The 16,144-nt window shown below is 60.4% G+C and carries 14 protein-coding genes; 13 read left to right on the top strand and 1 reads right to left on the bottom strand.

Annotated features, from left to right (window positions below):
• Positions 1-11: 11 nt before the first annotated feature.
• Complete coding sequence (locus tag J7416_RS18570) at positions 12-824, bottom strand: class III extradiol ring-cleavage dioxygenase (RefSeq protein ID WP_209226942.1); 813 nt, start codon at positions 822-824, stop codon at positions 12-14.
• Between the two features lie 127 nt (positions 825-951).
• On the opposite strand from J7416_RS18570, the gene J7416_RS18565 reads away from it, so the two are divergent.
• The 13 genes from J7416_RS18565 to J7416_RS18505 all read left to right on the top strand — a co-directional run bounded on the left by J7416_RS18565 (position 952) and on the right by J7416_RS18505 (position 16,134).
• Positions 952-1,302 (top strand): helix-turn-helix domain-containing protein, encoded by a 351-nt coding sequence (locus J7416_RS18565; RefSeq protein ID WP_247744378.1) that lies wholly within the window; start codon positions 952-954, stop codon positions 1,300-1,302.
• Between the two features lie 223 nt (positions 1,303-1,525).
• Complete coding sequence (locus J7416_RS18560; protein ID WP_342344583.1) at positions 1,526-2,107, top strand: TetR/AcrR family transcriptional regulator; 582 nt, start codon at positions 1,526-1,528, stop codon at positions 2,105-2,107.
• A 154-nt stretch (positions 2,108-2,261) separates the two neighbouring features.
• Complete coding sequence (locus J7416_RS18555) at positions 2,262-2,804, top strand: TetR/AcrR family transcriptional regulator (RefSeq protein WP_209226937.1); 543 nt, start codon at positions 2,262-2,264, stop codon at positions 2,802-2,804.
• On the top strand, positions 2,791-3,933 hold the full coding sequence (locus tag J7416_RS18550) for an efflux RND transporter periplasmic adaptor subunit (protein ID WP_209226936.1): 1,143 nt from the start codon (positions 2,791-2,793) through the stop codon (positions 3,931-3,933). Before J7416_RS18555 ends, J7416_RS18550 begins: the two co-directional genes overlap by 14 nt.
• 33 nt (positions 3,934-3,966) lie before the next feature.
• Entirely contained in the window at positions 3,967-7,056 is a 3,090-nt protein-coding gene (locus J7416_RS18545) for an efflux RND transporter permease subunit (protein WP_209226934.1), read from the top strand.
• 197 nt (positions 7,057-7,253) lie between these two features.
• Positions 7,254-8,465 carry a CoA transferase gene (locus J7416_RS18540; RefSeq protein WP_209226933.1) on the top strand — a complete coding sequence of 404 codons (1,212 nt, stop codon included), beginning with the start codon at positions 7,254-7,256 and terminating at the stop codon, positions 8,463-8,465.
• Positions 8,462-9,628: an acyl-CoA dehydrogenase family protein gene (locus J7416_RS18535; RefSeq protein WP_209226932.1), complete on the top strand. Its 1,167-nt coding sequence runs from the start codon at positions 8,462-8,464 to the stop codon at positions 9,626-9,628. The genes J7416_RS18540 and J7416_RS18535 overlap by 4 nt, the downstream gene beginning before the upstream one ends.
• A gap of 105 nt (positions 9,629-9,733) precedes the next feature.
• A complete protein-coding gene (locus J7416_RS18530) occupies positions 9,734-10,588 on the top strand; it encodes an SDR family oxidoreductase (protein WP_209226930.1) in 855 nt (284 codons plus the stop codon).
• 38 nt (positions 10,589-10,626) lie between these two features.
• Complete coding sequence (locus J7416_RS18525; RefSeq protein WP_209226927.1) at positions 10,627-11,433, top strand: ABC transporter ATP-binding protein; 807 nt, start codon at positions 10,627-10,629, stop codon at positions 11,431-11,433.
• Positions 11,426-13,345, top strand: a complete 1,920-nt coding sequence (locus tag J7416_RS18520; RefSeq protein WP_209226926.1) for an AMP-binding protein — start codon at positions 11,426-11,428, stop codon at positions 13,343-13,345. The genes J7416_RS18525 and J7416_RS18520 overlap by 8 nt, the downstream gene beginning before the upstream one ends.
• Entirely contained in the window at positions 13,346-14,233 is an 888-nt protein-coding gene (locus tag J7416_RS18515; RefSeq protein WP_009803605.1) for a branched-chain amino acid ABC transporter permease, read from the top strand.
• Positions 14,234-14,236: 3 nt separating this feature from the next.
• Positions 14,237-15,310, top strand: coding sequence for a branched-chain amino acid ABC transporter permease (locus J7416_RS18510; protein ID WP_209226925.1), 1,074 nt, complete (start codon positions 14,237-14,239; stop codon positions 15,308-15,310).
• 11 nt (positions 15,311-15,321) lie between these two features.
• The gene (locus J7416_RS18505; RefSeq protein ID WP_209226923.1) at positions 15,322-16,134 is read left to right on the top strand and encodes an ABC transporter ATP-binding protein; all 813 of its coding nucleotides are present in this window, start codon (positions 15,322-15,324) and stop codon (positions 16,132-16,134) included.
• The last annotated feature ends 10 nt before the right edge of the window (positions 16,135-16,144 follow it).

Here is a 16,144-nt window from a genome sequence, read left to right as displayed (position 1 = left end):
TGAGTTTCTGTTCAACTGAAGCGAAAGGCGCTTTCGACGGCGCCAAGAACGTGGTCTTCGAAGGTCTTCCGGCCGATATCGGTGCCCGCCGCGCCCGCCACGACATGCAACGGGATCAGGTGCTCTTCGCGCGGATGTGCATCGCGGCCGCCCGGCGCCTCCGACCAGCGCGCGAGCCTGCGGTTGCGTTCATCGGGATCGGGGCAGGTCACCGCATCGGTCAGCCAGGCATCGAACGCCTTGCCGGCGATGGGGCCGCGTGGCCTGCCGCGCAGGCTCTGCATCATTGCAGCCATGTTGTGATAGGTGTTGCCGCTGCCCAGGATCAGCACGCCCTCGTCGCGCAGCGGTTCCAGCGCCCGACCGAGGGCGATATGGCGCCCGGGGTCGAGATCGCGGGCAAGCGAGAGCTGGACACAGGGAATGTCGGCCTCGGGAAAGGCGACCTTGAGCGGCACGAAGGCGCCGTGATCGAACCCGCGCACGGCGTCCTTCGCGGCCGGGAGACCGGCGGCGCGGATCAGGTCATGGATGCGGTCCGCCAGCGCCGGATCGCCGGGGGCGGGCCAGCTCAACTCGTAGGTATGGGGCGGGAAACCGCCATAGTCGAACAGAAGCGGAGGCGCGGGGTTGGTCTGCACGGTGACGGCGGGCTCTTCCCAATGACCCGAGATCACCAAGAGTGCCCCGGGGCGCTCAGGCAGCGTGCCCGGCAGATCCTGCAGGAACTGCCGGTGCCGGTCCCATTCATCCGGCGGGTTCCAGTCCATGAAGAAGCAGGGGCCGCCGCCATGGGGAATGAAGAGCGTGGGCTGGCGGGCCATGTCCGATTGTCCTTCCCGGTTCGCGGGGAAACCCCGAGTGCCTTTTGCAGGAGGTGGAATAGTTGATTTGTAGCGAAAACTAAAGTAGGAACAGAAAAGTAACCACCCGGTAAGCGAGTGCACAGCGATGCCCAAAACTCCGCCACAGTGCCCGATGGACTCGATCTTGCGTCTGCTCATGGGACCGTGGACGACCTACATCATCTGGGTCCTGAGCGATCAGGGGCCGCAAAGGTTCGGGGCGCTGAAGCGCGCCGTGCCCGGGATATCGACCCGAATGCTGACCGAGCGTCTGCGAATGCTGCAATGTGCCGGGGTCATCTGGCGGGAACAGGCGGAGACTATTCCGCCTGCGGTGACCTATGGCCTGACGCCGCGCGGCGACGACCTTCGAAACGTTCTGGACGCACTGGGGGAAATCGCGAACAGGTGGATGGCTGAGGGGGTCTTTGATGACGATGACGTGGGCGCTGTTTGACTGCGCCGGCCCAAAGAACATCCGGGTGAGAAAGCTTTCGGCGAGGTCGCGTCGCCCCGATTGTGTGTACCCGATTGTGTGTATGAGTTGCACAGCGAAAGCTCGTTTTTTGCCGAAGACAGGTGATGGAAACGCCGGATGCCGTTAAGCGCGGCCAGACAGGTGGAGCTATGCGTTCGGTATCACGTATTGGAATCAGGTGATCGATATGAGGGAGAGTAAAGTGGCCGATGTTCTGAAAGGAGCCAGAGAGGTCTTCTTGAAGTTCGGCTTCGAAGGTGCAAGCGTCGATGCGATCGCCGAAGAAGCCAAGGTGTCGAAGGCAACCCTCTATGCGCATTTCCCAAGTAAGGACAAACTCTTTTTAAGCGTCTTGCAAGCTGAGTGCGACAGCCTTTCAATGGAAATCTGCCGTCCGCTTTCAAGCCAGAACGATGCGCGGAGCGTGCTGGAAGAACTCTCGCAGCGGATGATCGGGCTGGTCATGGATGATGACTATATTCGCCTCCTGCGTGTTTGCATCGGCGCGGCCTCGGTTCTGCCGGAGGCAGGCGAAATATACATGGGCTCAGGCCCAACACGCGCCATCAGGACAGTCGCGCAAATACTCGAACGCTTGCACGAGGCAAAATCACTGAACGTGCAAGACATTCAAGGCGCCGCCAGTCAGTTTATTCATCTGTCAATCGCCGGCGTTATCATGCCGCGCTTGCTGGCCGTCGACCAGCCCGTCGATGCATCTGAGCACTCAAAGAGGGCGGCTGACGCGTTTCTGAGGATCTATGCCGGACGAAATAACTTGTAGAGCGGGGGCGCTCAACCGCTTGGCTTCGCATGGTCTGCGGGCGTCATGGTGAGCCACCCGGGTCGGATTCGATTGAACGCTTGACCTTGATGGAACCCCAGACTACCTGAAAGTCAACGTGAACCGACCGGACGGTACAGTTTTGAGTGAGCACATGCCCCTTGCAGAATCCAGAAATGCGTCCCGCAGGATACTTTCTGCGGCGCGTGCGATAGCCGCGCGTGAGGGAGCGGGAAGGATCACGATCGACGCGGTCGCAAAAGAGTCAGGCCTCAGCAAGGGTGGCTTGCTTTACAATTTCCCGACGAAGAAAGCCCTGCTTTCCGGGCTGTTGGATCAGATGTTGGCCGAACATCGGGATCTGCTGGGAAGTGTGCCGGAGCAGCACCCGCTACGCACTTTACGTGGTCATCTCGAAACGGCACTGCAGTCCGAAGGCGTTACCGATGACCTGTCTATGGCCATTCTTGCGGCTGCCGCATTGGACCCGCCGTTGCTCGATCCGCTACGAGTTGAACTGGCCGACGACCTTGAACGTATCGTGTCCGAGACGCAAGACGCTCCGGGTGCTATGGTCGCTGTCCTGGCAATCCAGGGACTGCGGTTCCAGAAACTCCTGAATCTTCCCGACGGCGGCGCAGATCTCAGAGATCGCGCCATCGAACGCTTGAGGACCATGATCGATGAACTCGAATAGAAAGCGAAGTTGGAAACGGGTCGCTTCCGTGCTTGCGGGCGCAGTCGCGGCGGCTCTGGCCATTCCGTTCCTTCCGGCGCCTCTGAGCGATGTGTTGGCCCAAGCGAGGAAAGATACCAATGAAACTGCCGAAGCGGCGGTCGCGCCCGAACTCGACCAACCGGTCGTGGTAGAGGTAACCCGAGCACTCACCCGGGCTGTCAATCGGTCCCGCACTGTTGCCGGCCGCGTCGAGCCCGCCCGCACGGTGGATATTGCGTTTCAGGTGCCGGGACAGATTATTCAACTTCACGTCGAACCGGGCGACAGGATACGCGAGGGCGAGGTGATCGCCAAGCTCGATCAGGTCGATTTCGAACTCACGGTCGTTCGGACTCAGGCGTCCTTCGAGCTTGCGGAGTCCGAATTCGAACGCGCGTCGAGTCTCGCCGAACGGGGAGTCGCGGCCGACGCCCGTCTCGACACTGCACGCGCTCAGTTGGCACAGGCAGACGCTGCGCTTCGCGAGGCCGAGCGGCGCCTCGAACAAACCGAGCTCGTCGCGCCCTTCGATGCGATTGTCGCACGCGCCTTCATCGAAGTGTATGTCAACGTCACCTCGGCCGCGCCGGTCTTGCGGCTCCAGGATATCAGCGAGATGCGGATCGTGATCTCGCTGCCCGAGGAACTGGCCGCCATCGCGCGGGCGTCCCCCGACGCCTTCGACGTTGTTGCGACTTTCCCGGCGGTGCCGGGCTACACGGCGCCGCTGGTGCTGCGGTCCTTCGCCACGGATGTGGATCCCATGGCGCAGACCTACGACGTGGAATTCGCAATCACGGGCAAGATCGACCCACGCCTGCTTCCGGGAATGACGGCGGATGTGCGCATCTCGATCGCGGCGGAGGAAGATCGCCCGCACTCCGTCATCGTTCCGGTATCGGCGGTGGACACGACGAGCCGGACCGAGCCGTCCATTTGGATCTACGAGGAAGCGTCTGGCCAGGTCGCCCGCAAAACGGTTCGTCTGGGCCTTCCGATGGACGACGAGATCGCCATTCTGAAAGGCCTCCAAGGTGACGAAGTGGTCGTATCCGGCGGCTGGTGGCGGCTTAGAGAAAACCAGACGGTGGCAGTCTCGGGACTCTGACCCCGTGCTCCTGGGATAGGCGGAAAAGGATCTATGGCACTCAGCATATCGCGCGCAAGCATCCGGCGTCCGGTGGCGGTTTGGCTCGCCATCATCTTCTGCCTCGTTGGCGGCTATTGGGGCCTCAATACGGTCGGCCGCCTCGAAGACCCCAGCTTCACCCTCAAGACGGCGCTTGTCTTCGTGGCCTATCCCGGCGCTACGGCCGTAGAGGTTGAAGAGGAGGTCGCCGACGTCGTTGAGAATGCGTTGCAGCAGATGAAGCAGCTTGACCGGGTGGAGTCCAAGTCCATGCCGGGCATGGCCCAGATCACTTTCGAGATCGAGATGACCTATGGGCCGGACGAAATCCCGCAGGTCTGGGACGAGATGCGCCGCCGCATCCGCGACGTGGAGGGGGACTTGCCCGCGGGCGCCCGCCCGCCGATCATCAACGACGATTTTGGCGACGTCTATGGCATGTTCTATGCGGTGACGACGGAAGGTTTGAGCCCGAAGGAACAGCGCGACCTGGCCAAGACCCTGCGGCTCGGGCTGGTCACTGTCGATGGCGTCGCGAAAGTCGAGGTTCAGGGCCTTGCCGAAGAGGTGATCAACATCTCGATCCCGTCCGCACGGCTCACCGAACTGGGCCTTCCGCCGAACCAAATCCTGGGTATTCTGGCGGACGAGAACCAGGTGTTCTTGAACGGCGAGATCACCGAGGGCCCCGCCCGAATCGGCCTATCGGTTCCGCCAGGCTATGTAAGTCCCGAAGGTATAGAGTCGCTGCGGCTGGGCACGGCCGGAAACGTCGGCCAGGTCGCGGTCCATGACATCGCCCGCGTGACCCGTGAGTCGGCCGAACAGCCCAGCCAGATCATCCGGCAAAACGGCGCCCCAGCCTTCACCCTCGGCGTTTCGGCGTTAACGGACCGAAACGTGGTCGAAGTCGGCGAGGCGGTGTCGGCACGGCTGGAGCGCCTCGAGGCGGAGCTTCCGGAAGGCGCTGAGATCATTCCGATCTACGAACAGCACGTCGTCGTGGATGAAGCGGTTTCAAGCTTTCTCGTCAGCCTCGGACAATCGGTCACCATCGTCATCGCGGCGCTGATGCTGACCATGGGCTGGCGCGCAGGGCTCGTGGTTGGCGCGACGCTCGGGCTGACCGTCTTCTCGACGCTGTTCTTCATGTCGATCTTCGGGATCGCGATGGAACGGATCAGCCTCGGTGCGCTGATCATCGCGATGGGAATGCTCGTCGACAACGCCATCGTCATTACCGAAGGGATGGTGATCGGCATGGCGCGCGGCAAATCCGCAGAGGAGGCGGCGGCAGAAACGGAAAGCGCGACGTCGATCCCGCTGCTCGGTGCGACCGTGATCGGGATCATGGCCTTTTCCGGAATTGGCCTGTCGCCGGATGCGACGGGCGAGTTTCTGTTCTCGCTCTTTGCGGTGATTGCGATCTCGCTGCTGATGAGCTGGGCGCTTGCCGTTACGGTTGCGCCCTACCTCGGCAAGCTGCTGCTCCGAGCGCCGAAGGACACGTCGACCGATCCTTACAAGGGCGCATTCTACGGGCTTTACCGCGCGTTTCTGTGGCTGGCGCTGCGAACCCGTGTGCTGGTCGTCCTGACGATTGTGGGGGTGACCGTCTGGTCCGTCATGGCCTTCGGGCAGGTCAAGCAGGCCTTCTTTCCCGCTTCGAACACACCGATCTTCTATGTCGAGTTCCAGATGCCGCAAGGAACCGACATCAACGTCACCGACACTGAAATGCGGCGGCTGGAGCAGATGCTTCTGGACGAGGACGGCGTGACGGACCTGACCGCCCTCGTCGGGAGAGGGGCGAGCCGCTTCATGCTGACCTATAATCCCGAGCAGTCGGATCCGAGCTACGGTCAGCTTATCGTTCGAGTTGCCGACGCCGAGGCTATCACGTCCATCGCGAGGCGGCTCAACCGGGATCTGCCCGCCGAATTCCCCCACGCCTTGGTCCGCGTCGAAGAAATCGTGTTCGGTCCGCCCGCCGGCGCCGATGTGGCAGTCCGCTTTTCGGGACCAGATCCTGTCATCCTGCGCCAGCTCGCGGACGATGCCACCAGGATTTTCGAGAAAGCAGGGACAATCACCAATCCGCGTACCGATTGGCGACAGCGAGAGATCCTTGTCGAACCCATTGTTGACGAGTCACGCATGCGCATTGCTGGCGCGACACGAAGCGCGATCGCGGATACCATTCGCTACGGAACGTCCGGCCTGCGTGTAGGCGAGCTGCGCGAGGACGACACGGTCATCCCAATCCATCTCCGTCTTCCCGAGAGTGACCGCGACGGTGTCGACCGTCTTCTTGACCTGTCGGTTTGGTCCGATGGGGGAGGATCATACGTTCCGATGGCCAACCTTGCCGAGCGGTTCGAGCCACGACTCGTCGAGGCACTCATTCACCGGCGCAACCGTGAACGAACGATCACCGCCCTCGGCGGCGCACGCGGCGACCTGACCGCCGACGAAGCCTTCCGAAGTGTCCGGACACAAATCGAGGCCCTCCCGCTTCCCGATGATTATTCGATGGAATGGGGCGGCGAGTACGAAAGCGCCAAGGATGCTCAGGCAAGCCTTGGCAAACAGCTTCCCTTGGGCTTTCTCGTCATGCTGACGATCTCGATTTTGATGTTCAACAAAGTTCGCCAGCCGCTCATACTGTGGCTCGTCGTGCCTATGTCCGTGACGGGCATGGTCTTGGGGCTCCTGTTCACCGGACTGCCCTTCACCTTCACCGCCCTGCTCGGCTTCCTGTCGCTTTCGGGCATGCTGATGAAAAACGCCATCGTTCTGGTCGAAGAGATCGACCTGCAACGTGCAGATGGTGTTGCGGACTACGAGGCCGTGATGAATGGATCGGTCAGCCGTCTGCGCCCAGTGGTGCTCGCGGCCGGCACGACGATTTTCGGCATGGTTCCGCTCCTGCCGGATGCCTTCTTCGCCTCGATGGCTGTGACCATCATGGGCGGCCTTGCCTTTGCTTCGGTCTTGACAATGGTGGCAGTGCCCGTTCTCTACGCGCTCCTGTTTCGGATCCGTCCTCCGAGGCGGGAGATGAATCCGACCACGTTGCATTCGAAGGCGACCTCTTCCTGACTTTGCGAACTGGTCGATAGCCCGTGATTAAGGTGACGACTTTGTGGACAAACATTCTCTCTGTCTGACCGCAAATTTCTAAAAGACAGCAATCGTTGACCCTTTCCCGAGCCATTCGAATCGCACTCACCGCTTGAATTTGATCCGCATCTTCGCTAATAATCTAACGGATGTTAGATTATTAGCGAAGAGACCATATGACCTCCCCACTTCATCAGCTGAAAATCATCGAGCTCGGTCATGTTATTGCTGGACCACTCTCGACCTCGCTGCTTTCTGATTTTGGGGCAGACGTCATCAAGATTGAGGCACCCAACCGGACGGACATGATGCGCGATCTCGGACCAAGGGCCGGGGACGGGGTTGGCGTTTGGTGGAAAACTCTGGGCCGCAACAAAAAAATTCTGAGCCTAGACTGGAAGTCGGGCGAAGGCCGGGACATCCTGCGCAGACTGGTTGAAAGCGCCGACGTACTTGTTGAAAATTTCCGGCCAGGCGTGCTTGAACGTGCGGGTGTCGGGCCTGAAACCCTGCATGAATGGAACCCGGATCTGGTTATTCTGCGTGTATCGGGTTACGGTCAGGATGGCCCGATGCGCGACGTGCCGGCTTTCGGGCGCGCGGCTGAGGCTATGAGCGGTCTGGCCTATCTGACTGGTTTCCCCGACGGGCCGCCGATGCACCCCGGATTTCCGGCGGCCGACAGCACGACAGGTCTGATGGGCGCATTGGGAATCATGATTGCGCTGTTCGCCCGCGAAAAGGGGATAGCACGGGGTCAGGTTGTCGATCTGGCGGTATTCGAAGCGCTGCTTCGATTGATGGACTATCCTGTTCCCGCGTTGACGGGTGCTAACCTTTCGCCGCGGCGCAACGGGCTGCGCCAGCCGATGGACTTTGCGCCGGGGGGCATGTTCCGCACGTCTGATGGGGTTTGGCTGACCGTCTCGGCAGGTAGCGCGGAAACAGCGCAACGCCTGTTGCGGGCGGTCGGAGGGGACTCTTTGGCCGATGACCCGCGGTTCGAGACACTCGGCGAGATGTCGCAGCACATGGCGGTGGTCTTTGACGCGATCAATGATTTCGTCACGCAGCACACCGCTGAAGAAGTTACGGCTGTATTCGCCCGACATGATGCGGTTGCCTCTCGGGTGTTTAGCGTCGAGGAGATCACGACCAATGAGCAGATACGCCATCGCGGGAACATCGTATCGGTCGACGGCGAGCAGACCCAAGTCATCGGTCCGATCCCGCATCTAAGCGCGACGCCCGGTGAACTTCGCTGGCTGGGAAGATCGCCCGGCGCAGACAGCCGAAGTATTCTAAACGATCTTGGCCTCGATGATGAGCAGATCTCTGACCTTTGTGAGGCAGGACTCGTGAGACTGGAAGGCAAGGGGACGCCATGACATTTAGAATGACCACCGACCAACAGGAAATCCGGGACCATATTCTGCGGATTTGTGCACAATTCGACGATGACTACTGGCTGGACCGGGATCGCAACGGTGGTTTTCCGCATGATTTGCACAGGGCAATGGCCGATGGCGGTTGGCTTGGCATCGCCATGCCTGAAGCGGTCGGCGGCGCCGACCTGGGGATCACTGAAGCGACGATCATGATGCAGGCGATTGCCGAGTCCGGGGCTGGCGCGAGCGGGGCCTCGACCATCCACATGAACATTTTCGGGCTCAACCCGGTGGTGAAGTTCGGGACTGATGAACAGCGCGCGCGCATGTTGCCCCCCCTAATCGCGGGTGATGAAAAGGCCTGTTTCGCCGTGACCGAGCCAACAACCGGGCTGGACACCACCAAGTTGAAGACGATGGCGGTGCAGCAGGGGGACAGGTATGTCGTGCATGGGCAGAAGGTCTGGATTTCAACAGCGCAGGTGGCGGACAAGATGCTGCTTCTGGCGAGAACAACGCGTCTTGAGGATGTGACCAGCCCGACCGATGGTCTGAGTCTGTTCTATACCGATCTCAACCGCGATTTCGTTGATGTTCGAGAGATCGAGAAGATGGGGCGCAAGGCGGTCGATTCGAACGAGGTCTTCATCGACGGGCTGCCGATACCTGCTGAAGACCTGATCGGAGAAGAGGGCAAGGGCTTTCGGCAGATTCTGCACGGGCTGAACCCTGAGCGCATCCTTGTGGCCGGCGAGTGCATCGGCATCGCCCGCAACGCTCTGGCGCGCGCGGTGCAATATGCCAGGGAACGGGTGGTTTTCGACCGGCCAATCGGCCAGAATCAGGGCGTTCAGCATCCGCTGGCCAAGGCGTGGGCGCAGGTGGAGGCCGCCAACCTCATGGTGATGCACGCCGCCGCCCTTTACGACGCCGGAGAGCCCTGCGGAGTCGAGGCGAACGCGGCCAAGCTATTGGCGGCAGACGCCGCGGTCGAAGCGACCGAAGTCGCGCAGATGACGTTTGGCGGATTCGGATACGCCAAGGAATATCATGTGGAGCGGCTGGTGCGCGAGGCGCTGCTGTTCCGAATAGTACCGGTGACGCCACAGATGCTTTTGTCGTTCATAGCAGAAAAAGCTCTTGGGCTTCCAAAGTCTTACTGAACGGAGGGGACGGGCGGTAACACCTGCGAAATGTTTTCTTGATATTTTTCTAACACGCGTTAGATTTGCATCAACTGCCCTGAATGGGGAATGGGAGGAGGCGTCATGAGTGAGACGCAGTTCGGGTCTTCGAAAGAAGACCTCGCAACACGCTCGACTGTATATGCTGGCGACCTGTTCGCAGGCAAAACCGTCGTTGTCACCGGAGCAGGTGGCGGTTTGGGGCTGGCAATTGCGGCCCTGTTCGCCAAACTGGGTGCCAACTTGGCGATCAATGGACGCAACGAGGAAAAGCTGGCTTCGGCCAAGGCATTCCTCGAAAGCCTGGGCGCGAAGGTCTTCGCGATGCCGATGACCATCCGCGACCCCGAACAGGTTGGGGAGTTTATCGCCGGGACAAATCAGGAATTCGGCTCGATCGACGTGCTGGTGAACAATGCCGGGGGCCAGTTCCCCCAGGCGGCGCTGGACTTCAGCCCGAACGGCTGGAACGCGGTCATTGACACCAACCTCAACGGCACCTGGTGGATGATGCAAGCCATGGCGCGCCACTGGGTCGAGAACAAGCAGCCGGGCTCCATCGTGAACATCGTGGCCGATATCTGGCGCGGCATGCCCGGGATCGCGCATACCTGTGCGGCCCGCGCAGGGGTGATTTACCTGTCCAAGTCGGTGGCGGTAGAATGGGCACCGCATGATATCCGCGTGAACTGCGTGGCACCGGGGTGCTGCGAAAGCAACGGTTTCGGGAACTACCCAGCCGAGGGCTCTGCGACCTTTCAGGACTCCAATCCGATGCGGCATGCCGGAGATGAATGGGATGTCGCAGAAGGCGTTGTCTATATGGCGGCCAATTCAGGAAAATTTGTAACCGGCGAAGTTCTGAACATCGACGGCGGGCAACAATTGTGGGGGGATCCATGGCCAACGGGGCGACCGGACTACTTCCGGATTTCCTGATGAAAGCCATGAACCTAAGTGGGGACAATGGGACTTAAATGACGACGAAGAGCAAAACAGCAATTGGTGCCGGTGACGGGACGATACTGGAATGCAGCGGGATCGAACGCCGGTTTGGCGGCATCGTCGCTGTCACCGGTGTGGATCTTACTATTCGCCAGGGCGAAATTTTCGGACTTGTCGGCCCGAATGGCAGTGGCAAGACAACACTGACCAACGCAATCACCGGGTTTTACCCACCAAATGTTGGCACTGTCCGGCTGGGGGGGGAGGACATCACGGGCACGGCGCCTCATAAGGTTGCCAAACTCGGGGTTGCCCGGACGTTCCAGAACCTTGCCCTGTTCAACGGGATGAGCGTGCTGGACAACATTCTGCTCGGGCGGCACATCCACATGAAGCCGGGCGTCTTGCGCACCGCGCTTTATTGGTGGGCCGCACAGCGCGAAGAGATCGAGAACCGCAAGATCGTCGAAGAGGTGATCGAGTTTCTACAACTCGAGAGCATCCGGCATGAGTTGGTCGATGGTCTTCCGATCGGGTTGAAAAAACGGGTCGAGCTGGCGCGGGCATTGGTGGCAGAACCGGAAATGCTGATTCTGGATGAGCCGATGGCAGGCATGAACCAGGAAGAGAAGGGGTATATGTCCCGCTTCATTCTGGATGCCCGTGCCGAACGGGGCGTCAGCGTCCTGCTGATCGAGCACCATATGGATGTCATTACCGGCATTTGTGACCGGATGCTGGCCCTGAACTATGGCGAAATGATCGCCAGCGGCATTCCGAAAGAAGTCGTAAAGGACCCGCGGGTCGTCGAGGCATATATCGGAGGGTCGCATGACTGATTTTACGAAGAACCAGTCTTCGGACGGCGATACGATCGGTGCCTTGCTGGCGCATAACGCGTCGCGCCACGGAAGCGAAATCGCGCTTCGTGAAAAGGAACGCGGGATCTGGAAGGAAACCACCTGGGCGGAGTATGCCGAAGAGGTGCTTGCCTGTGCCGCCGGGCTGGAGAAGATCGGTGTAGAGCCGGGCAAAGCCGTGCTTATTCTGGGCGACAACCGGGCACGTCTGTATGGCGGGATGCTGGCCGTCTCATTGCTGGGGGCCTATGCAATGCCTGCCTATGCGGGCGCGACGCTTGCGGAACTCCAGCACTTTCTCGGCGAAGTCGAGATTGTCGCGGCCATCGCCGAGGATCAGGAACAGGTCGACAAGATCCTTGAACTGAAGGACGCCGGCGCGAAAGGCATCGACCACATCATCTATGATGAAACGCGCGGCCTTGGGTTCTATGAGGTCGAAGGCCTGATGTCCTGGGATCACCTGATCGAGGTTGGTCTGCACGACCTGAACGAAGCACCGGGGTTGCGTGACGCGCTTTTGCAGCGGGCAAAGCCTGGCGATCCGGCGATCTTCATGCATTCGTCCGGCACCACGGGCGCGCCCAAAGGGATCGTTCTAAGCCAAAAAAACGTGCTTGCCGCGGCCCGCAACGGCCATGCGGCGGGGGCCTTTGACAAAAACGAGGATGTGCTTGCCTATCTGCCCATGGCCTGGGTGGGGGATTACGCCATTACCGTCGCGGCGGCGTTGCTGCTGAGGTTCACAGTGAACGTGCCCGAGCGGCAGGAAACGGTGATCCGCGACATGCGTGAGATTGCGCCGACCTTCTATCTGGCGGCGCCAAGAAGCTGGGACCAGATGCTGACGACAATCCAGGTCGGCATCGAAAATTCGACCCCTCTCAAGAAATGGCTGTACCATTTCTTCATGGACCGGGCCGTTGCGGCCGAGACGGCCAAGCTGAATGGCAAGAGCGGCGGCGCACTGGAGCCTTTGGGCCGCTTGCTGGGCGAGGCGATCGTGTTCGGTCCGATCAAAGACCAGTTCGGCATGAGCCGTCTGAAGAACGCCTTCACCGGCGGCGAAGCGATCGGTGAAGACACGTTTGTGTTCTACCGCGCCCTGGGGATCAAGCTGCGCCAGCTCTACGGTCAGACCGAAAACAGCGCGATCAATGCGATCCAGGCACCGGGCGAGGTGCGGCTGCATACCGTTGGCAAACCCGCGCCGGGTGTCGAGCTGAGCATCGCCGAGGACGGCGAGATCCTGGTGCGTTCGGACAGCGTGTTTGAAGGCTACTTCAACAAGCCCGAAGCGACCGCCGAGGCCCTTGCGGACGGCTGGCTGCATACGGGCGATGCCGGTTATCTGGAGGATGACGGCCACCTCGTCGTTTTGGGCCGTGTCTCCGAGGTCATGCATACGGCTGGCGGTGAACGTTATGTGCCAAACTACATCGAGAACCGGCTGAAATTCAGCCCGTATATCAAGGACGCGGCGGTGATCGGCGCGGGCCTTGATGAATTGACGGCGATGGTCTGTGTGGATTTCGAGGCTGTGGGGCACTGGGCCGAGGTGAATGGCGTGCCTTATGTGTCTTATGCCGATCTGTCGCAGCGCGAAGAGGTCGCGGCATTGCTGGGCGAGGCGTTTGAGCGGGTCAACAAGGCCGTCACCAAACCATTGCGCCTGAAGCGCTTTGTCAGTCTGCCGAAAGAGTTCGACCCCGACGATGGCGAGATCACGCGAACCCGAAAACTGCGGCGCAAGGTCGTTCAGGAACGCTACGCTGACGTGATCGCGGCACTCTACGACGGTTCAAAAGAGGTCCATGTAAGCGCGCAGGTGACTTACGAGACCGGGGAAGTAGGGAAGGTTGAAAGAATCCTTCCCGTCAGGGAGGTATAAATGGACTGGATATTTCTAGCCGAGCTTGCGATCAACGGGGCCCTGACGGGCCTGTTGTATTCGCTGTTCGCCATTGGACTTGTGCTGATCTACAAGGCGTCCTCGGTGCCCAATCTGGCGCAGGGCGGGCTGACGATGGTGGGGGCCTACGTGGTTCTTGCCCTGTCGTACGATGCGGGTCTGCCTTTGTGGCTGGCCATTCCGCTGGCTGCGGTCATCATGTTCGGCCTGGGTTTTGGCATCGAGCGGGTGGCGCTGCGGCGTCTTGCCGGACGCCCGGTCGTCATGATCCTGATGCTGACACTTGGCCTCGATATTTTCCTGCGGGGCACAACGCTTGCAATCTGGGGCGGGACGTCGCGTTCGATGGAACTGGGCGTCAGCTATGAGCCGCTGTTCCTGGGCGACATCTTCGTTAGCCGCATCCATCTTGTCGGTGCAGGCGTCGCGCTGGCTCTGTTCGTCGCGTTCATGCTGTTCTTCCGGACCCGCACCGGGATCAAGCTGCGGGCGATCGCGGATGATTACATGGCGTCGTGGTCGGTTGGTGTCTCGGTCGAGCGCGGTGTCGGGCTATCCTGGGCGCTGGCGTCTGTGGTGGCCGTGGCGGCAGGTGTGATCTGGGGCGAAATCCAGGGTGTCGATCAGGCGCTGTCGCTGTTGCTGCTCAAAGGGCTGACGGTGGCCGTTCTTGGCGGTCTCGATTCCATCCTTGGCGCCGTGGTCGCGGGCATCATTCTGGGCGTGGTCGAAAACGTCGGCGCCGATTTCCTCGATCCGCTGGTCGGAGGCGGGAGCCGCGAGCTTATCGTCGCCGCCGTGCTCATTCTTACGGTGATGATCCGCCCGCACGGTCTGTTCGGCCGTCACGACATCGAAAGGGTGTAAGGCATGTTTTACAGACTTTCCGGCGTCCATCACGCGAACTATGTCTCGGACAGCCGTATCTTCAAGGTCCCTGCCGACCGGAACCTGGCCGCGTTCATCCTCCTGTTGGGCCTTGCTGCGCCATTCATCATACCTTCGCTCTACCTGAACGGTTACATGCTCCCGTGGCTGATCTGGACGGCAGCCGCACTCGGGCTGAACCTGGTGACAGGTTGGGCTGGGCAGCTGCACCTGGGCTATGCCGCGGTGATGGCGGTCGGGGCGTACTCGGCGATCCACGCCGCTCGATTTGGGGTGCCGTGGGAATTTGCCCTGATCATCGGCGGGCTGATGTCATCCGTGATTGGCAGCCTGTTCGCCTTTGCCGCATTGCGGGTCAAGGGTCTCTACCTCGCCCTCACGACTCTTGCGATGCAGTTTGTGATGGATTGGGTTCTGACCCATTCGCCAATGATCTCAGGGGGCTCGCACGCATCGCTGCAATCGCCGACACTTGCGCTGCTCGGGCAGGACATCACGTCGGATACCGGGTATTACTATGTCGCTTTTGGATGGTGTGTGTTGGTCACGATCTTCATGCTCAACCTCAAGCGCTCCGGGCTTGGACGTGCCCTGGTCGCCGTGCGGGAAAAGGATTTTGCCGCCGCGATCCTGGGTGTGAACAGCTTCTACTACAAGATCCTGGCCTTCGCGACATCGTCGTTTATCGCCGGCGTCAGCGGTGCGTTGCTTGTTGCCACCTTCTTCTTTCTTGCCGCGCCAGAGCAGTTCTCGGTTGCCGTTTCGATCCAGGTTCTTGCGATGGTGATCGTTGGCGGGCTTGGCAGCATCATCGGATCCTATTTCGGTGTTGCCCTGATCCTGCTGGTTCCCGGGCTTGTGAACGGTCTTGTCGTTTCGATAAGCGAAGGGCTGGGCATGCAAGTGAACATCGAAACGCTCGCCCATATCCCGAACGCGGTCTATGGCGCGCTGATCGTCGTTATCCTTCTGATCGAACCGCTTGGTCTGGGGAAACTCTACGGCAACATCAGGGACTACCTGATGGTCTGGCCCTTCGATCAGTTCAAGAAATGAGGGAAATGTCGATGCAAGAAAAAGCTGAGGCCCAGCCCATCCTGTCCATGAACAGTGTCGAGGTGCTGTATGACAATGTAATGCTGGCGATCAAAGGTGTTTCAGTCCAGGTGCCAACGGGCGCGATGATCGCGCTGCTGGGCTCGAACGGCGCGGGGAAAAGCACCACGCTGAAAGCGATCAGCGGTCTACTGAAGGCCGAGCGCGGACGTATCAGCCGGGGCGAAGTGATGTTCCAGGGAACGGACATCACCGAGATGCTTGCCCAGAAGCGCGTCGAGATGGGCATCTGTCACGTCATCGAAGGGCGACGGGTCTTTGAACATCTGACGCCGGACGAGAACCTGACCGCCGCCGCGCCACGCGGCATGTCCCGGTCGGCGCTGAATGCGGAAAAGGAGAAAATCTACGCCTATTTCCCACGGCTTGCCGAGCGCCGCAATTCGCAAGCAGGCTATTTGTCGGGTGGCGAGCAACAGATGCTCGCCATCGGCAGAGCCCTGGTGACCCAGCCGAAACTACTGATGCTGGATGAACCAAGTCTTGGCCTTGCCCCGTTCCTGGTCGAAGAGATCTTTGGCATCCTGCAAAAGATCAATCAGGAGGCGGGCATGTCCGTTTTGCTGGTGGAACAGAATGCCCTGGCCGCACTGGAGATCGTTTCCGAAGGCTATCTGATCGAAAACGGCCGCGTTGTCATGCACGGCACGGCCGAGGCGCTCAAATCCAACTCCGATATTCAGGAGTTTTATCTCGGCGGCGGGGAGGCCACCGATTTTCACAATGTCAAACACTACAGCCGCCGCAAACGCTGGCTGAGTTGAGGTTTTAACC

The organism is Ruegeria sp. R14_0, from assembly GCF_017743975.1.
Lineage (GTDB): Bacteria > Pseudomonadota > Alphaproteobacteria > Rhodobacterales > Rhodobacteraceae > Ruegeria.
This window is presented reverse-complemented; position numbering and strand designations above follow the sequence as displayed.

What these genes read in the sequence shown, in the direction of transcription:
- J7416_RS18570 (WP_209226942.1), bottom strand. Translation starts at nt 824, where the DNA reads ATGGCCCGCCAGCCCACGCTCTTCATTCCCCATGGCGGCGGCCCCTGC.
- J7416_RS18565 (WP_247744378.1), top strand. Translation starts at nt 952, where the DNA reads ATGCCCAAAACTCCGCCACAGTGCCCGATGGACTCGATCTTGCGTCTG.
- J7416_RS18555 (WP_209226937.1), top strand. Translation starts at nt 2,262, where the DNA reads ATGCCCCTTGCAGAATCCAGAAATGCGTCCCGCAGGATACTTTCTGCG.
- J7416_RS18550 (WP_209226936.1), top strand. Translation starts at nt 2,791, where the DNA reads ATGAACTCGAATAGAAAGCGAAGTTGGAAACGGGTCGCTTCCGTGCTT.
- J7416_RS18545 (WP_209226934.1), top strand. Translation starts at nt 3,967, where the DNA reads ATGGCACTCAGCATATCGCGCGCAAGCATCCGGCGTCCGGTGGCGGTT.
- J7416_RS18540 (WP_209226933.1), top strand. Translation starts at nt 7,254, where the DNA reads ATGACCTCCCCACTTCATCAGCTGAAAATCATCGAGCTCGGTCATGTT.
- J7416_RS18535 (WP_209226932.1), top strand. Translation starts at nt 8,462, where the DNA reads ATGACATTTAGAATGACCACCGACCAACAGGAAATCCGGGACCATATT.
- J7416_RS18530 (WP_209226930.1), top strand. Translation starts at nt 9,734, where the DNA reads ATGAGTGAGACGCAGTTCGGGTCTTCGAAAGAAGACCTCGCAACACGC.
- J7416_RS18525 (WP_209226927.1), top strand. Translation starts at nt 10,627, where the DNA reads ATGACGACGAAGAGCAAAACAGCAATTGGTGCCGGTGACGGGACGATA.
- J7416_RS18520 (WP_209226926.1), top strand. Translation starts at nt 11,426, where the DNA reads ATGACTGATTTTACGAAGAACCAGTCTTCGGACGGCGATACGATCGGT.
- J7416_RS18515 (WP_009803605.1), top strand. Translation starts at nt 13,346, where the DNA reads ATGGACTGGATATTTCTAGCCGAGCTTGCGATCAACGGGGCCCTGACG.
- J7416_RS18510 (WP_209226925.1), top strand. Translation starts at nt 14,237, where the DNA reads ATGTTTTACAGACTTTCCGGCGTCCATCACGCGAACTATGTCTCGGAC.
- J7416_RS18505 (WP_209226923.1), top strand. Translation starts at nt 15,322, where the DNA reads ATGCAAGAAAAAGCTGAGGCCCAGCCCATCCTGTCCATGAACAGTGTC.